Here is a 17281-nt window from a genome sequence, read left to right on the forward strand (position 1 = left end):
GTGAAATATTTTTTGGCAGAAAATTCAGGATTCTGTTTCGGTGTTAATAATGCTATGAAAAAAACATTAGATGTGTTAAATAGCAAAAATATTAATATATATTCATTAGGCCCATTAATTCATAATGATCAAGTAATTAATTTATTAAATAAAAAAGGACTCAAAGTAATAAAAAGCATAGATCAAATCAATGATGGAAAAATAATCATAAGGTCTCACGGAGTACCACTTAATATTTATGAAGAAGCAAAAAATAAGGGAATTGAAATTATTGATTGTACTTGTCCTTTTGTTAAGAAAATACAAAATAAAGTTTATGAGTTTTATAATAAAGGATATACAATAATTATTATTGGCGATCCAAATCATCCTGAAGTAAAAGGCATCAATGGATGGTGTAATGATAGTGCAATCATAATTAATTCAAAAGATAATGTTGAAGATGTGCCGAAATGTGATAAAATATGTATTGTAGCTCAAACAACAATTACTGAAGAAAAATTCAATTTATTATCAAATGAAATCTCACAAAGAGGTAAAAAAGTAGAAGTATTTAATACTATTTGTAATGCCACAAAGCTTAGGCAAAACGCTTGTAAGGAACTTGCAAAAAACGTTGATGCAATGATTGTTATAGGAGGATATCATAGCTCTAATACTCGAAAACTAAAACTTATAAGTGAACAATACTGTAAAAACACATATCATATTGAAACTGCATCAGAACTAGATTTAAAAAAATTAAAAAACTTTGAAAGAATTGGTATAACCGCAGGTGCTTCAACGCCTGAATGGATAATTAAGGAGGTAATTAACAAAATGGATAATTATGAAAATGATTTTAATAATATGTTAGAAGCAATTGAAGCTTCTATGGTAAAGTTGCATCGTGGAGATATAGTTAAAGGTAAAGTTATTTCTGTTAATGATGATGAGGTTATGGTTAATGTTGGTTATAAATCTGATGGTCTTATAACAAAAGATGAGTTAACTGTAGATCATACTATTAGTCCAAATGAAATAGTAAAAGAAGGCGATGAAATAGAAGTATATGTATTAAAATTAGATGACGGTGATGGTAATGTATTACTTTCGAGAAAACGTATCGTAAACATGAAAAGTTGGGATGAGCTAGAAGTATCTTATAATAACAATGAATTAGTAGAAGCTAAAGTAATTGAAATTGTAAAAGGCGGTGTAATTGTTACTGTCAAAGGAGTAAAAGGATTCATTCCAGCATCGCATTTATCTTCAAGATATGTAGAAGATTTAAGTAAATATTTAGGTAAAACGATGGACGTTAAAATAATAGAATTTGATAAAAGAAAAAAACGAATTGTATTATCACGAAAAATTGTTGAAAAAGAACTAGAAGAGAAACTTAAAAATAAAACATGGAATTCGTTAAAAGTTGGAAATACAATTGAAGGAGAAGTAAAGAGAATTACCAATTTTGGTGCATTTGTTGACATTGGTGGAGTTGATGGATTAATTCACATATCTGAATTATCATGGGGAAGAGTTAATCATCCTTCTGAAGTAGTTAAAATTGGAGATAAGGTTCAAGTTTGTGTACTAGATTTTGATAAAGAAAAAGAAAGAGTATCTTTAGGTTTAAAACAAACAAAACCTCATCCATGGGAAAATATTTCTGCTAGATATAAAGTTAATGATATTGTTGAAGGAAAAGTTATTAAGTTGCTTGATTTTGGTGCATTTGTAAATCTAGAAGAAGGAGTAGACGGATTAGTTCATGTTTCTCAAATTTCTAATAGCCGTGTAAATAAACCATCTGATAAACTTAAAATTGGTCAAATAGTTAAAGTTAAAATTATAGATATTAATGAGAAGGACCAAAAAATAAGCCTTTCAATAAAAGAAGCAACTAATACTAGCAATTCTAAAGACTTAAATAAATACAATAATAATGACAATATAACCATTGGAGAAATAGTTAATAAAAAATAGAGGAGTTTTTTACTCCTCATTTTTTACGTATAAAAATTAAATTTCTGCGAATAATATTAATAACCTCACATAATACATCAAGACCCCCTTTACAAATCTGTGGCTTTTGCCACAGATTTTTTTAATTTGCCTGATTTTGTTTTTACTAACTCATCTTCATATGCTAAAATAAGATATGAAAATAATATATGCGATAAACTAAATTATATAATAATTTTAACGTTAAAATATTATTTTGTGCAATTTTTTAGATAAATAGGCAAAATATATATTGCTTATTTTTTTATAATTGTAAAAGGGGAAATAAAATGAACAGTTATGAAGAATTCAAAATAAAGATACTTAATTTTTTAAATATCGATTTATCATCATATAAAGAAAAACAAATGAAACGAAGAATTAATTTCCTTGTAGAAAAAAATGGTTTTAAAGGATTTAATGAATATTTTGAAGGCATCAAAAAAAATTCAAAACTTTTAAATGAATTTTTAAATTATATTACCATAAATGTATCTGAATTTTATAGAAACCCAGCGCAATGGAATATATTAGAAAATGACATATTACCTAACTTAATAAATAAAAATAATAAACTATCTGTTTGGAGTAGCGCTTGTTCAACAGGTGAAGAACCATATTCTTTAGTAATGCTTTTATCAAAATATTATAATCTAGATGATATACAAATTCTTGCTACTGATCTAGATTTAGAAGTATTAAACAAAGCTAAAAAAGGCATTTATACTGAAAAAAATATTAAAAATTTACCATCTACGTTTATACATAAGTATTTTAAAAAATCAGGTAATAATTTCATTATTGATGATAAAATCAAAAGTAGAGTTATTTTTAAAAAAATAGACCTTATAAGAGATAATTATCCTAAGGGAATGGATTTAATTCTATGCAGAAATGTTATGATATATTTTACTGACGACGCTAAATTAAAAATGTATAAAAAGTTCTATGATTCTCTTAATGATGATGGTATTCTTTTTGTTGGTAGTACAGAACAAATAATTTTACCAGAAAGATATAACTTCAAACCTGTAAAAACTTTTTTTTATAAAAAAATTTTATAAAAATCTTCATATAATCATATAAGTAGTATATTTGATTAATATAAATATCATATATAATTATTTTAATTTATCTTCGTATTTATTATGCTAATTTCGTATATAATTTTGACTGTGATATAATATATAAGTAAAACATAGAAAGGAGGCATTTTGTTGGAATCTAAAGAATTTCTAAAAAATTTATGCACTAAAACAGGAATTTCAGGGTACGAACAAGACTTGCATAGTATCATTATTAACGCTTTTAAAAAATTAACTGAAGAAATTAAAGTAGATAATTTTGGCAATGTTATAGCAATTAAGCGAGGAGAAAATAATAAAAATAATATAAAAATTATGTTAGCTGGGCATATGGATGAAATAGGATTAATAGTAAAAGAAATTGATAAACATGGTTTTATAAGGTTTGCTACTGTAGGAGGTATTGATCAAAGAACATTATTAGCTCAAGAAGTAATAGTTCATGGAAAAAAAGACGTATTTGGTGTAATTGGAGTTAAGCCTCCACATCTTCAAAAATCTAGTGAAAGTAATAAAGCTGTAAAAATCGAAGATATGGTTATAGACGTTGGTTTATCTAAAAAAGATGTAGAAAAAATAATTCAAGTTGGTAATATAATATCAATAAAAAGAGACATGATAGATTTACAAAATGACATGGTTAGCTGCAAAGCTATAGATGATAGAGCTGGTATAGTTGCAATGTTTGAATGTGCAAAAGAGTTGAAAAAAATGCGCCATACTGCAGATGTATATTTTGTTTCAACAGTTCAAGAAGAAGTCGGAACAAGGGGTGCAGTAGTTAGTACATATAGTATTAATCCTGATATCGGTATCGCAATAGATGTAGGTTTTGGTGCTACTCCTGAGCTTCCAAAAGAAGATGTACTAGAAATGCTAAAAGGCCCAGGAATAACTATAGGTGGAAATATACATCCTACTTTAAGAAGAAAATTAATTCAAATAGCAGAAGATTACAACATACCTTTTCAAAATGAAGTCGAACCAGGCCCAACAGGCACTGATGCAAGATCTATTCAAATCACTAGAAGTGGAATTCCAACTCTTTGTATATCAATTCCTTTAAGATATATGCACACTTCCGTCGAAACTATAGCAATGCAAGATATCAAAACAACTGGAAAATTATTAGCTATGTTTATATCTTGTATTTCAGATGAAAGCTTGGAGGGATTATTATGTTATTAAAAAAACTCACAGAAGCTTCAGGAGTATCTGGTAATGAAAAAGAAGTCAGAAATATAATAATTAGTGAAATTAAAGATTACGTAGACAGCCTAACAGTTGATAAGTTAGGGAATATTATAGCTATAAAAAAAGGAATGGTAAATGCACCAAAATTAATGATTGCTGCACATATGGATGAAGTTGGATTAATGGTAACTGGAATTGAAGAAAGCGGTTTAATTAAATTTACTACTGTTGGAGGTATTGACAAAAGAATTTTAATTTCTAAACCTGTATTAATAGGTGATAAAAAAATTCACGGGGTGATTGGGTGTAAACCAATTCATTTACAAGAAAAAGACGAAAGATCAAAAACCCTATCTATTAGACAATTATACATTGATATTGGAGTAACAAATAAAGATGAAGCTAAAAAACTAGTTAATATTGGTGACTATATAACTTTTGACAGTAAATATGTCGAATTCGGTGACAATAAAATAAAAGCAAAAGCTTTAGATGATAGAGTAGGTTGTAGCATACTTATTGATTTATTAAAAAGTAAAACTAATCTAACGTTATATGCAGTATTCACTGTTATGGAAGAAGTAGGACTAATAGGAGCTGGTCCTGCAGCATTTAGAATTGAACCAGATATTGCTATTATACTAGAAGGTACACTGTGTTCTGATGTTCCTGATGTGCCTAGTCATATGACTTCAACAGAGTTGGGGAAAGGACCAGCTATTTCCTTAATGGATGCAACTACTTATTTCGATAAAGAATTAAGAAATGCAATTGTCAGTATAGCTAATAAAAACAATATACCTTATCAATATAGAAAAACATTAAGCGGTGGAAATGATTCTGGAAAAATTCATATTGCTAAAGAAGGATGTAGAACAAGCACAATATCTGTTCCCTGCAGATATATACATTCTCCAATATGTGTAATGGATAAAAGAGATTATGAAAATACCAGAAAACTTGTGAAAGCTATTGTAAAAAGCCTAGAAAAGGGAGGTTTTAGTAATGAAGTTTAACAGTGATTTATTAAAAAAATTAACAAATACTTATTCGCCATCAGGAAATGAATGTAAAATTAGAGAATTAATTAAAAATGAAATAAAACCTTATGTTGATGAAATAAAAATTGATACTCTTGGAAACCTTATAGCTAGAAAAAAGGGAAATGGACATAAAATTATGGTTGCTGCACATATGGACCAAATAGGATTAATGGTAATTGATATAGATGATAATGGTTTTTTAAGGTTTGCAAGAGTTGGCGGTATATCTCCTTATATAGCATTGGGACAAAAAGTTATATTTGAAAATGGAACAATTGGTATAATATTTAAAGAATATATTGAAAATATGAAAGACTTAAAACTCGAAAATATGTACATTGATATAGGTGCAAAAAGCAGAGAAGAAGCTGAAAAATTAGTTTCTATTGGTGATATATGTGTATATCATAGTGATATTGTTGAAAATGAAAATAGAATAATATCAAAATGTTTAGATGACAGAATTGGTTGCTATGTTTTGATAGAAACAATAAAACTAATAAATAGCGATAAAAATGATCTTTATTTCGTGTTTACTGCACAAGAAGAAGTTGGCTTAAGAGGTGCTAAAACATCAGCATATGGTATAAATCCTGACATAGGAATTTCAATTGACGTAACGGGTACAGGAGATACTCCTAAAGCTAAAAGATTTGCTATAAGCCTAGATAAAGGAACAGCCATAAAAGTTATGGATAGGTCAGTTATAACACATCCAAAAGTTAAAAAGCTAATGATTGAAACTGCTAAAGAAAATAATATTCCTTATCAAATGGAAGTTTTAGAAGCTGGAGGAACAGACTCAGGAGCTATTCATTTAACAAGGTCTGGAGTACCTTCAGGAGTTATATCAATACCAACTAGATATGTACATACTTCACATGAAATGGCTTCTAAAACAGATATTAATAATTCAATAAAATTATTATATAATATCTTAAATAATAAAATAGATATATAATAAATCAATTTTAGGAGGAGTATTTTAGTTACTCCTCTATTTCTTCATAATAACTATTTATTTTACAAATTAATCTATGATTTATCATATATACTCGAATTATTGAAAATAATAGTATATGAAAAATAAAGGAAATTTTATATAAATAAAGAATACAAAAATGTAGAGGTTAAGTAAGGGGGATTTTTATGAACAATAAAATTGATACTGAAAAAGAATACACTATTTCAGAAGTATCAAAAATAACAGGATATCCAAATCATGTATTACGATATTATGAAAAAGAATTTAAATTAGATATTCCAAGAAATGAAGCTAATCACAGATATTATACGTTCAAAGAAATTGAAACAATAAATTATATTAAAGCCCTACAAGAAAAGGGTTTTACAAATAAGCAAATTAATTTAATAATGAACTCGCCTGAAATGCTTATTAATAATAATGAAACTGCTGTTACAAGTTTGACAAGTAAAAAAAAAGAAATTAGAAATATTTCAAAAGATATTTCTAATGAAATTTATATTGCTTTAGAAAAAATAATAAATAATAGCATAAAACCTAAATTAATTGATAATTCAGAAAAAAATTTTCAAGCTATAAATGATTTAAAAAACGAAATTATTGAATTAAGAAATGAAATTAATAGCAAAGAAAGAGACGTATTAATATGTGAAAATGCTAAACTAAAAATGAAAATTAAAGAAAAAACATATGAAATAGTTGAATTAAAAGAAAAACTAAAAAAAGAGCAAAAGAATAATGCTGGCTTTATTAAAAAAATCTTTAGAAAAAAAATCTAAAACATTTATATTTGCACAATTTATTTTTTTGTTTTAGGTTTACAACCAATACAAATAAGTTGATCATAATTTTTCAAAATTGTGTCTTTAGGAGGATTTAAATGAACACAATTACCTCTATAAAATCCTATAACCGTCAATTTTAAATTTAAATATTTATTTACAATTTCTTCGTATGTTTTACCAACTAGTTTCGAATCAAGACTAGATTGGAACATCTTATTACCATAGTTATCATTTATTAGTTCTTTAAAAGCCTTATTAACTCCATCATATAAAATACTTCTTACTAATATCTTATTTTGCAATTGATTAGTAATAATTATATCATCTACATTCACACTTTCAAAATGAGGAATATTTGTATGATTGGTTACTTCTGCAATTAAATGAATGTCTGGATTTATTTTATCGATAGCTAAACATATCATTAAAGATTTAGAATCAATAATTTCCTTTTTTTCAATAGAATAGTCTGCTAGGACAATAGCCGTTTTTGCATTTTTTACGTTAGCGCGGTCTAAAACCTTTTTAGCCCAGGGTTCTCCTTTTATGTATAATATATTTTTATTATTAAAGGGATTATGATCTATATTATCTGATATAAGAGCTATCTTTAACCTATTATCTTGATTCATAAACTCTTCTATAAGTGATTTTGAACGACTACCCCAACCAACAATTATAATATGATCTTTAAAGTTAACATCCAATAATCCCATCCCCTTTTTAAAATTTCTTTCAACAAATATTGAAGCTACAGAAGCTGTTATAAAACCAAAAACCCCTATTCCTACTATTATATTTAATACTGCTAATATTCTTCCAGCTGTAGTTACTGGATATATATCTCCATATCCAACCGTTGTACTTGTTACAAACCCCCACCATATAGAATCTTTTATTGAATTGATATTTTCATTTTTCTCAGCTTCAAATTTATAAAATAATAAAGAAAATATTAAAATAAATACTAAAACAAAAATAAATGCTTTATGCAAATTATAAGCAATAAAATATAATCTTATTTTCTTTAAATAAATGATTATATTAATAATATTAATTCCACCTTTGCCATAAATACTCTTCTTCAATTATTTATTATTTTCAGGCTACATAATTATTATTCAAATACACTAATTCATTCACAAATGAAACAAAGCGAAATAATTCTTGCATATATCAATGATATTTAAGTTAATATACCAATATATTGAATATAATTTATGTTACTATGCAATATTCTGAAAATTTAATTGACATAATAGCCTTAGTATGATAAAATATATTTAACAATAATTAAAAAGGGGGTTAATAGATGAAAAAAAATATAATAGAAAATGTTAAATCTGAAATTACAAGTAGATTAAAAAAATGTGGTGCTATTACTTGTATTCATAATATTGATGGATATTGTAATATGGAAAAATGTGAAATTTACGAAAGAGCTTTAAGGCAGGAATACTAATAAATAGAGGAAGTAATATTTCACATACTTCCTCCACTTATCGTATTAGTGTTCCTATTTTTTTTGATATATCTTTAAAGCTTTTTCTAATATCTTCATCGCTTTCAATAAATCTTCTGTATTTAGCACATATGATATTCTTACTTCATCCTTACCTAACCCTTTTGTAGCATAAAATCCTTCAGCAGGGGCCATCATTACAGTTTCATTATCTACATCAAATTCTCTTAAAAGCCAAATAACAAAGTCTTCTGCATCTATTACTGGTAACTTAGCAATAACGTAAAAAGCACCATGAGGTTTTTCACAAACGACACCGTCCATTTTACTTAAAGCTTCATAAACTATATCTCTACGTTTTTTGTATTCTTCTGAAACTTCTTTAAAATATTTATCTTGTACATTTATTAGAGCAGAAGCACCTATTTGTTCAATAGTTGCCACACATAATCTGCTTTGGCACAGCTTTAATATTTGTTTTAATAGTTCTTTATTTTTTGAAGCAATACATCCTATTCGTGCTCCACAAGCACTATACCTTTTTGATATACTATCAGTAATTATTACTCTATCCTTTATATCATTAAGGTGAGCAAAACTCATGTATTCTAATCCATCATATATAAATTCTCTATAAACTTCATCTGCAATTATGAATAAATCATACTTTTTAGCAATATCTCTTAGCATAAATATCTCTTCTCTATTATATACAGTTCCAGTAGGGTTACTTGGGTTTGATAATAGAATGGCTTTAGTTTTATTTGTTATTAATTTTTCTATTTCTTTTTTAGGAGGTAAGTGGAAACCGTTTTCAGCTTTCGTAGTAATAGGTTTTACCTTAATACCTGCTGAATTACCAAAACCATTATAATTTGTATAAAATGGCTCAGGAATTAATACTTCATCTTCATAATTACATGTAGCAATAAGTGAAAAAAGTAGAGCTTCGCTGCCGCCATTTGTTATGAGTATATCCTCCGGGTCAAAATCCATATTATGCATTTTGTAATATTTACTAAAGCTATTTCTAAGTTCTGGTATACCTTGTGAAAATGAATAAGCTAATACATCTTCATCGTAATTTTTTATTGCTTCCCAAAATACATCTGGAGTAGGTATATCAGGCTGTCCGATATTTAAGTGATATACTTTTTTTCCTTTTTGCTTAGCTTCTTCCGCATAGGGAACAAGCTTCCTAATAGGCGATTGTTGCATACTAATTATTCTTCTTGAAAATTCCATATCAAAACCTCCTCTTGAATTATAACTATAAAATATATTCCTCCAAACGGAGTAATTAAAATAAGTAAACGTTTCGATATAATAATAACATAATTTATAGGAAAATGATACATAGTTGTTTGTTCAATTATAAAATTAGTAAAATAAATTATTCTATATCTATATTATTATATTCTGTAATTTAGTAAAGTATTTAGTTTTAAATAGAAATAATTTTTGGTATAATAAATTTTAGGGTTAAAGCAGGTTCTTTTAAGGAGGAATAATCTTGAAATACAATAAAAAATATTACATTAAGACTTATGGATGTCAAATGAATGAACATGATTCAGAAATAATTGCTGGTATTCTTGAAAATATAGGTTATGAGAAAGCAAATATAATAAATGATGCTGATATAATAATTTTTAATACATGTCTAGTTAGAGAAAATGCTGAGCTCAAAGTATATGGTAAATTAGGAGAACTTAAAGCTTTAAAGAAAGAGAATGAAGATTTAATCATAGGCTTATGCGGATGTATGATGCAGAGAGAAAATATTAGAAATATAATTAAGAAAAAATACGGATATGTTGATATAATATTTGGAACTCATAACATTCATCAATTACCAGAACTTATAGAACAACATAGAAAAAGTTCTCAACTCATAGAATCTGTTTTGGATGATTCTGAAAAAATTATTGAAGGGTTAAGTTCTCACAGAAAATATGATTTTAAAGCTTTTGTAAATATTATGTATGGATGCAATAATTTTTGTAGTTACTGTATAGTTCCTTATACAAGAGGTAGAGAAAAAAGTAGAGACCCAGAAAATATAATAGAAGAAATAAATGAACTTGCAGATAATGGATGTAAAGAAGTAACATTATTAGGGCAAAATGTTAATTCATACGGAAAAACTTTAGAAAAAAAAATGACTTTTGCTAATTTATTAAGAAGAATAAATGAAATAAAAGGTATTGAAAGAATTAGATTTATGACATCACATCCTAAAGATCTATCAGATGATTTAATTTTAGCTATGAAAGACTGTGATAAGGTTTGTGAACACTTACATCTGCCATTTCAAGCAGGTAGCAATAAAGTATTAAAAGCTATGAATAGAAAATATACAAAGGAAAAATACTTAAATTTGGTAGAAAAAGTAAGAAGTGAAATTCCTAATATTGCTATAACTACAGACATTATTGTTGGTTTCCCAGGAGAAACTGAAGAAGACTTTAATGAAACACTCGATATTGTAAATAAAGTAAAATTTGACAATGCATTTACATTTTTGTACTCAATTCGTGAAGGTACTCCTGCTGCAACCATGAAAAATCAAATTCCAGACAAAATAAAACATAATAGGTTTAAAAAACTACAAGATACCCTTTACCCTATTTTCTATGATAAAAATCAATTCTACAAAGATAAAATAGTTGAAGTTCTAGTAGAAGATATAAGTAAGAATAATCAAGCAATTTTAAGCGGAAGAACGAGGACAAATAAGTTAGTTCATTTTGAAGGAGACCGGTCACTTATTGGACAATTCGTTAATGTAAAAATTACTAATCCCAAAACGTGGACATTAGAAGGTAAAATTGTCTGATAAATAATTTTAATAATAAAAACACTCTAATACAAATAGGGTGTTTTTATTTAACTATATTTGTTGTCTCCTATTTATAGTATGCTATAATATTAATATACATACTTATGGAGGGAAATACAGTGAGCAAACTAACACCAATGATGAAGCAATATATGGAAATTAAAAAAAAATATCATGATACAATTGTTTTTTTTAGATTAGGAGATTTCTATGAAATGTTTTTTGATGATGCTATTTTAGCTTCTAAAATATTAGAAATCACTTTAACAGGCAGGGAATGTGGTCAAAAAGAAAAAGCTCCTATGTGTGGAGTTCCTTATCATTCCGCTGATTCATATATAATAAAATTAGTAGAAAAAGGTTATAAAGTAGCAATATGCGAACAAGTAGAAGATCCTTCAAAGTCAACAGGAATAGTTAAACGAGAGGTTGTAAAAGTAATTACTCCGGGGACTATAACTGATTATAAAGCATTAGATGAAAAAAGCAATAACTATCTATGCTCAATATTTTCTGACATTATCGGAATAGGAATATCATATGTAGATGTTTCTACTGGAGACTTATATGCTACTGAAATCAATAAAAAAAACAAATATACACAAGAGATTATAATTGATGAGCTAGGCAAGATTTCTCCTAAAGAAATAATATTAAGTGATGAGTCATACAATAATGAAGCTTTTTTAAAAAAATTGAAATCAGTATTAAACTGTACTATAGATAAATATAGTTTTAAGAATTTTAATGAAAATAAAGATAATATATATAATGAATTAATAAAAAAACAATTTACTAAAATAAATAACGATAATTTTGATTTAAATGAAAAATTCCATGCTAAAATGTCTATTGGAATGCTGCTTAATTATCTGAATAATACTCAAAAAGTAGGACTTATAAACTTGAATAATTTATCTTTTTACTCTATTGATAATTATATGACACTAGATATAAATACAAGAAGAAACTTGGAACTTGTAGAAACAATAAGAGGTAAGACTAAAAAAGGTTCGTTAATAGGAGTACTTGACAAAACCTCAACCGCAATGGGCGGTAGACTTCTAAAAAGATGGATTGAAGAACCTTTAATTGATATAAAAAAAATAGAATATAGGCTTAATATTATAGAGGAACTCTATAACAACATATTTATAATGGATGAATTGAAAGTCCTATTAAATAACGTTTATGATATTGAAAGACTCATGGGAAAAATAACTTACGGTAGTTGTAATGGTAGAGATTTATTAGCTTTGAAAAATTCAATTTCTATTTTACCTAAATTAAAGAAACTTCTTTCTTCGTGTAGCTGTGAAAAATTAAAAGAATTAGGTAAAAAAATAGATGATTTAAATGACATATATACTATAATTAATTCTTCAATTATTGAAAATCCTCCAGTTACTATTAAAGAAGGAGGTTTAATAAAAAGCCAATATAATAATGAACTTGCCGAACTAAGAAAGGCAACAATAGAAGGAAAACAGTGGATTTCAAATTTAGAAGAAAAAGAGAAAAACAGGACAGGTATAAAATCTTTAAAAATAGGATATAATAAAGTGTTTGGTTATTATATTGAAGTAACTAAATCTAATCTTAAACTTGTCCCAGAAGATTATATTAGAAAACAGACTTTATCAAATTGTGAAAGATACATTACTTCTGAGTTAAAGGAAATGGAGTCAAAAATCTTAGGAGCAGAAGAAAAAATGATAGCTCTTGAATATGAACTTTTTATAGAAATACGTGATAAAATAAAATCTCAAATTGCCAGGATACAACATACAAGTAAAATCCTTGCTCAAATTGATGCATTAAATTCACTTGCCATAGTTGCTTATAACAATGATTATGTAAGGCCTAATTTAAATAATAATGGTATTATAAGGATAAAAAATGGTAGACACCCAGTAGTTGAACAAATGCTTAATGATGAAATTTTCATTCCTAATGATACAATATTAGATAATAATGAAAACAGAGTGTCAATAATAACTGGACCAAATATGGCTGGTAAATCAACTTATATGAGACAAGTTGCAATTATTTGCTTAATGGCTCAAATTGGATCCTTTGTGCCTGCTGATGAAGCAAATATATCTATTGTAGATAAAATATTCACTAGAATAGGAGCTTCTGATGATTTATCTCAAGGTCAAAGTACTTTTATGGTTGAGATGAAAGAAGTAGCAAACATATTAAATAATAGTACAAGTAAAAGTTTAATTATATTAGATGAAATTGGCAGAGGTACTAGTACCTTTGATGGATTGAGTATTGCATGGGCGGTAATAGAATACATAGCTAATAAAAATAAAATAGGAGCTAAAACTTTATTTGCAACACATTATCATGAATTGACTGAACTAGAGGGAAAAATAGATGGTATAAAAAACTACAAAATTGAAGTTAAAGAAAATAACGATGACATCATATTTCTAAGAAAAATATCAAGAGGTGGAGCAGATAAAAGCTATGGAATACAAGTTGCAAAACTAGCTGGAGTAAATGACGAAGTAATTAAACGAGCAAAAGAGATTTTAAGTGATTTAGAAAACAAAGATATAAATAATGTCAATACTAATAAAATAGCAGAAACAAAAAACAAAAAGAATGAAAATCAACAACTAGATTTTTATGATATAAATACTAAGAGAATAATAAATAAAATTAAAAATATTGATTTAATGAAATTGACACCTATTGATGCAATAAATATTTTGTATAAATTGATAGAAGAAAGCAAAGCCTTATAGGAGAGATTTAAATGCCACAAAAAATTAAACTTTTAGATGAAAAAACAATAAATAAAATTGCTGCAGGAGAAGTTATAGATAGACCTGCATCAATTATAAAAGAGTTAGTAGAAAATTCTATAGACGCTAATTCTTCATCTATAAGCATTGAAATAAAAAAAGGTGGAAAGGAATATATCAGAGTAACTGATAATGGTGATGGAATATTAAAAGAAGATTTGGAAATTGCATTTTTAAGGCATTCAACTAGCAAAATTTCTTCAATAGAAGACTTGCAAAATACTAAAACACTCGGGTTTAGAGGAGAAGCTTTAGCTAGTATTGCAGCTGTATCTAAAGTGGAAGGTATTACTAAAACTAAGAACGAAAAATCTGGTAATCAAATAATAATTAATGGTGGAAAAGTTGTAGATATAGTTGAAATCGGATGTCCAAACGGAACGACAATAATTATAAGAGATTTATTCTATAATATACCTGTAAGAAGAAAATTTTTAAAAAGTGATGCTACTGAAACAGCATATATTAGCGATAACGTATATAGATTAGCATTGAGTAATCCTAATATTTCTTTCAAATATTTAAAAGATAATAAGGTTATAGTTAAAACTCCTGGAAATGGTAATGTATTAGATACAATTTATAGTTTGTATGGAAAGGATATAATGAAATCACTTATAAGTATTAACAATACTTTTAAAGATATAAGTTTAAAAGGCTTTATCTCTAATTTGACTCTTACTAAGGGAAATAGAAATTATGAATTTATATTTGTAAATGGTAGATTTATAAGGGATATCGAATTATCAAAAATTATAGAAGATGCTTACAAATCTTTAATAACTATAAACAGGTTCCCTGTATTTTTTCTCTATATAGATATTCCTCCTGATAAAATAGATGTAAATATACATCCTACAAAGACAGAAATACGCTTTGAGGATAAGAAATTAATTTCAAATTTTATTAAAGAATCAATCAATATGGAATTAAAAAAACACAATCTCATTCCAGAAATATCAATCGATAAAAATCAACATAAACCAGAAACTATAGAAAATAATTTTTTGGATATCATAGATAATAATGATAAATTCAACAATTCAAATATTAAAGAAAATATAGTCTTTGAGCATAACCTCAAACATGATATGCCTTATAGCGAACAAAACAGTAATGTAAATTATATGAAAAAAATAATTCATAATGATGTTGTAAACTCTAATTATAAAGTAAATAATGTATTAAAGCATAATAATAATTCGAAAAAATTTCTCCCTAGTCTAAGATATATAGGAAGATTATTTGAAACTTATATTTTAGCTGAAGATATTGATAATAACACCTTTTATATAATTGACCAGCATGCAGCTCACGAAAGAGTTATGTATGAAAAAATTAGAAGAAATTACGAACAGGAAAAAATAGTTTCTCAAAATTTATTAGTCCCTGAAGTCATAAATTTAACACATGGAGAAATCGAAATAGTAAAAGAAAACAAAAAAATATTCAATAGTTTAGGATTTGAATTTGAAGAATTTGGTGTTAATGCAATAATATTAAGAAGTGTACCAATGGTCTTTGGTAACCCTAATTCAAGAAAACTATTTATAGATATTTTAGATAATATAAGTAAAGATATTAAAAATAATTATGATTTAAACATTGATAGAATAATGAAAATTTCATGTAGATGTGCAATTAAAGCCGGAGATAATTTAAAGAAGCTAGAAGTAGAAAAATTATTAAATGATTTAAGGCTATGTATTGATCCATATACTTGTCCTCATGGCAGACCTATTGTTATCAAGATGACAAGGTATGAATTAGAAAAGAAATTTAAACGCATACAATAAAGGATGATTATTATATGAAAAAAATACCTGTTATTATACTTGTTGGTCCAACAGCAGTTGGTAAAACAAATCTTTCTATAGAATTAGCAACCAAAATGAATGGAGAGATAATTTCTGCTGACTCTATGCAAATATATAAATATATGGATATAGGTACAGCAAAAATAAGCCTTAATGAAACTAAAGGAATCAAGCATTATTTGATTAATGAAATATTTCCAGATGAAGCATTTAGCGTATCAGATTTTCAAAATAAAGCAATGAAATATATTGATATAATAATCAAAAAGAAAAAACTTCCCATAATAGTTGGTGGTACTGGCTTATACGTTAATTCAATTATTTATGATCTCGATTTTAGCAAAACTGTATCAAATCCTCATATTAGAAAAAAATATAACATGTTAGCAAATAAATACGGAAACGAGTACATTCATAAAGAATTAGAAAAAATTGATATTAAATCTGCTCAAAGAATACACACAAATGATAGAAAAAGGATAATAAGAGCTTTAGAAGTATTTTATGTTACAGGAAAGCCAATGTCTGAATTCTATAATAACTTTAGAAAACCAAACGAAAAGTTTGATTTAGCAGTTATAGGGTTAACAATGAATAGAAAAAAATTATATGAAAGAATAAATAAAAGAGTAGATACTATGATTGAAAATGGTTTAATATCAGAAGTTAAAAAACTACTTAGTATGGGATATGACAAATCTTTAGTATCAATGCAAGGGTTAGGATATAAAGAAATCATAGACTATTTAAATGGAAAATACTCCCTTGAAGAAGCAATAGAAATTATCAAAAGAGATACTAGAAGATTCGCTAAAAGGCAATTGACTTGGTTTAGAAGAGAAAGTCAATTAAAATGGGTAAATTTAGATGATTTTAATAGTATTAAAGAAACTGCAGCATACATACAAAATTATATTAATGAAACGCTTAAAAATAATAAAATTTTTAATAATATAATAATGGGGGAGGGATTATGTGAAAAATACTATTAATTTACAAGATATGTTTTTAAATAAAGTCAGAAAAAAAAATATTGGAATTACTATCTTTTTAGTAAATGGCTATCAGTTAAAAGGTTATGTAAAAGGATTTGATAATTATACTATAGTTTTAGAAAGTGAAAATAAACAGCAATTAATTTATAAACATGCTGTTTCAACTATAGTACCGACAGTACCAGTAAACTTTTTAACTAAAGAGGAAGAAGAAAACTCTTAAGTAAAACTTAAGAGTTTTCTTACTAAGAAATAAACAGAAGTAGGT

The 17281-nt window shown here is 26.5% G+C and carries 14 protein-coding genes; 12 read left to right on the plus strand and 2 right to left on the minus strand.

Going from position 1 to position 17281, the window contains the following annotated elements; translation table 11 throughout:
- From ACZ41D_RS08380 to ACZ41D_RS08405, 6 genes are all read left to right on the plus strand, one after another.
- A complete protein-coding gene (locus tag ACZ41D_RS08380) occupies positions 1-1968 on the plus strand; it encodes a bifunctional 4-hydroxy-3-methylbut-2-enyl diphosphate reductase/30S ribosomal protein S1 (protein WP_464150986.1) in 1968 nt (655 codons plus the stop codon).
- Positions 1969-2276: 308 nt separating this feature from the next.
- Positions 2277-3050 (plus strand): CheR family methyltransferase, encoded by a 774-nt coding sequence (locus tag ACZ41D_RS08385; protein WP_464150987.1) that lies wholly within the window; start codon positions 2277-2279, stop codon positions 3048-3050.
- Positions 3051-3203: 153 nt separating this feature from the next.
- The gene (locus tag ACZ41D_RS08390; RefSeq protein ID WP_464150988.1) at positions 3204-4259 is read left to right on the plus strand and encodes a M42 family metallopeptidase; all 1056 of its coding nucleotides are present in this window, start codon (positions 3204-3206) and stop codon (positions 4257-4259) included.
- The gene (locus ACZ41D_RS08395) at positions 4250-5281 is read left to right on the plus strand and encodes a M42 family metallopeptidase (RefSeq protein ID WP_464150989.1); all 1032 of its coding nucleotides are present in this window, start codon (positions 4250-4252) and stop codon (positions 5279-5281) included. Before ACZ41D_RS08390 ends, ACZ41D_RS08395 begins: the two co-directional genes overlap by 10 nt.
- The gene (locus tag ACZ41D_RS08400; RefSeq protein ID WP_464150990.1) at positions 5271-6269 is read left to right on the plus strand and encodes a M42 family metallopeptidase; all 999 of its coding nucleotides are present in this window, start codon (positions 5271-5273) and stop codon (positions 6267-6269) included. The genes ACZ41D_RS08395 and ACZ41D_RS08400 overlap by 11 nt, the downstream gene beginning before the upstream one ends.
- Positions 6270-6457: 188 nt before the next feature.
- Positions 6458-7072 (plus strand): helix-turn-helix domain-containing protein, encoded by a 615-nt coding sequence (locus ACZ41D_RS08405; RefSeq protein WP_464150991.1) that lies wholly within the window; start codon positions 6458-6460, stop codon positions 7070-7072.
- Between the two features lie 20 nt (positions 7073-7092).
- Here the strand turns inward: ACZ41D_RS08405 and ACZ41D_RS08410 are convergent, their stop codons facing one another.
- Positions 7093-8166, minus strand: coding sequence for a potassium channel family protein (locus ACZ41D_RS08410; RefSeq protein ID WP_464150992.1), 1074 nt, complete (start codon positions 8164-8166; stop codon positions 7093-7095).
- 224 nt (positions 8167-8390) lie between these two features.
- Here ACZ41D_RS08410 and ACZ41D_RS08415 point away from each other — a divergent pair, with 224 nt between their 5' ends.
- Positions 8391-8540: a hypothetical protein gene (locus ACZ41D_RS08415; RefSeq protein ID WP_464150993.1), complete on the plus strand. Its 150-nt coding sequence runs from the start codon at positions 8391-8393 to the stop codon at positions 8538-8540.
- A gap of 54 nt (positions 8541-8594) precedes the next feature.
- Here the strand turns inward: ACZ41D_RS08415 and ACZ41D_RS08420 are convergent, their stop codons facing one another.
- Entirely contained in the window at positions 8595-9785 is a 1191-nt protein-coding gene (locus ACZ41D_RS08420) for a pyridoxal phosphate-dependent aminotransferase (protein ID WP_464150994.1), read from the minus strand.
- Between the two features lie 268 nt (positions 9786-10053).
- On the opposite strand from ACZ41D_RS08420, the gene miaB reads away from it, so the two are divergent.
- From miaB to hfq, 5 genes are all read left to right on the plus strand, one after another.
- Complete coding sequence (gene miaB / locus ACZ41D_RS08425; protein ID WP_464150995.1) at positions 10054-11379, plus strand: tRNA (N6-isopentenyl adenosine(37)-C2)-methylthiotransferase MiaB; 1326 nt, start codon at positions 10054-10056, stop codon at positions 11377-11379.
- Positions 11380-11501: 122 nt separating this feature from the next.
- Positions 11502-14141 (plus strand): DNA mismatch repair protein MutS, encoded by a 2640-nt coding sequence (gene mutS, locus ACZ41D_RS08430; protein ID WP_464150996.1) that lies wholly within the window; start codon positions 11502-11504, stop codon positions 14139-14141.
- Positions 14142-14152: 11 nt separating this feature from the next.
- On the plus strand, positions 14153-15997 hold the full coding sequence (gene mutL, locus ACZ41D_RS08435) for a DNA mismatch repair endonuclease MutL (RefSeq protein WP_464150997.1): 1845 nt from the start codon (positions 14153-14155) through the stop codon (positions 15995-15997).
- Positions 15998-16011: 14 nt separating this feature from the next.
- Positions 16012-17010, plus strand: coding sequence for a tRNA (adenosine(37)-N6)-dimethylallyltransferase MiaA (miaA, locus tag ACZ41D_RS08440; protein ID WP_464150998.1), 999 nt, complete (start codon positions 16012-16014; stop codon positions 17008-17010).
- The gene (gene hfq / locus ACZ41D_RS08445) at positions 16994-17236 is read left to right on the plus strand and encodes an RNA chaperone Hfq (RefSeq protein WP_464150999.1); all 243 of its coding nucleotides are present in this window, start codon (positions 16994-16996) and stop codon (positions 17234-17236) included. The genes miaA and hfq overlap by 17 nt, the downstream gene beginning before the upstream one ends.
- The last annotated feature ends 45 nt before the right edge of the window (positions 17237-17281 follow it).

The organism is Brassicibacter thermophilus (genome assembly GCF_055378355.1).

What these genes read in the sequence shown, in the direction of transcription:
- ACZ41D_RS08385 (WP_464150987.1), top strand. Translation starts at nt 2,277, where the DNA reads ATGAACAGTTATGAAGAATTCAAAATAAAGATACTTAATTTTTTAAAT.
- ACZ41D_RS08395 (WP_464150989.1), top strand. Translation starts at nt 4,250, where the DNA reads ATGTTATTAAAAAAACTCACAGAAGCTTCAGGAGTATCTGGTAATGAA.
- ACZ41D_RS08400 (WP_464150990.1), top strand. Translation starts at nt 5,271, where the DNA reads ATGAAGTTTAACAGTGATTTATTAAAAAAATTAACAAATACTTATTCG.
- ACZ41D_RS08405 (WP_464150991.1), top strand. Translation starts at nt 6,458, where the DNA reads ATGAACAATAAAATTGATACTGAAAAAGAATACACTATTTCAGAAGTA.
- ACZ41D_RS08415 (WP_464150993.1), top strand. Translation starts at nt 8,391, where the DNA reads ATGAAAAAAAATATAATAGAAAATGTTAAATCTGAAATTACAAGTAGA.
- ACZ41D_RS08420 (WP_464150994.1), bottom strand. Translation starts at nt 9,785, where the DNA reads ATGGAATTTTCAAGAAGAATAATTAGTATGCAACAATCGCCTATTAGG.
- mutL (WP_464150997.1), top strand. Translation starts at nt 14,153, where the DNA reads ATGCCACAAAAAATTAAACTTTTAGATGAAAAAACAATAAATAAAATT.
- miaA (WP_464150998.1), top strand. Translation starts at nt 16,012, where the DNA reads ATGAAAAAAATACCTGTTATTATACTTGTTGGTCCAACAGCAGTTGGT.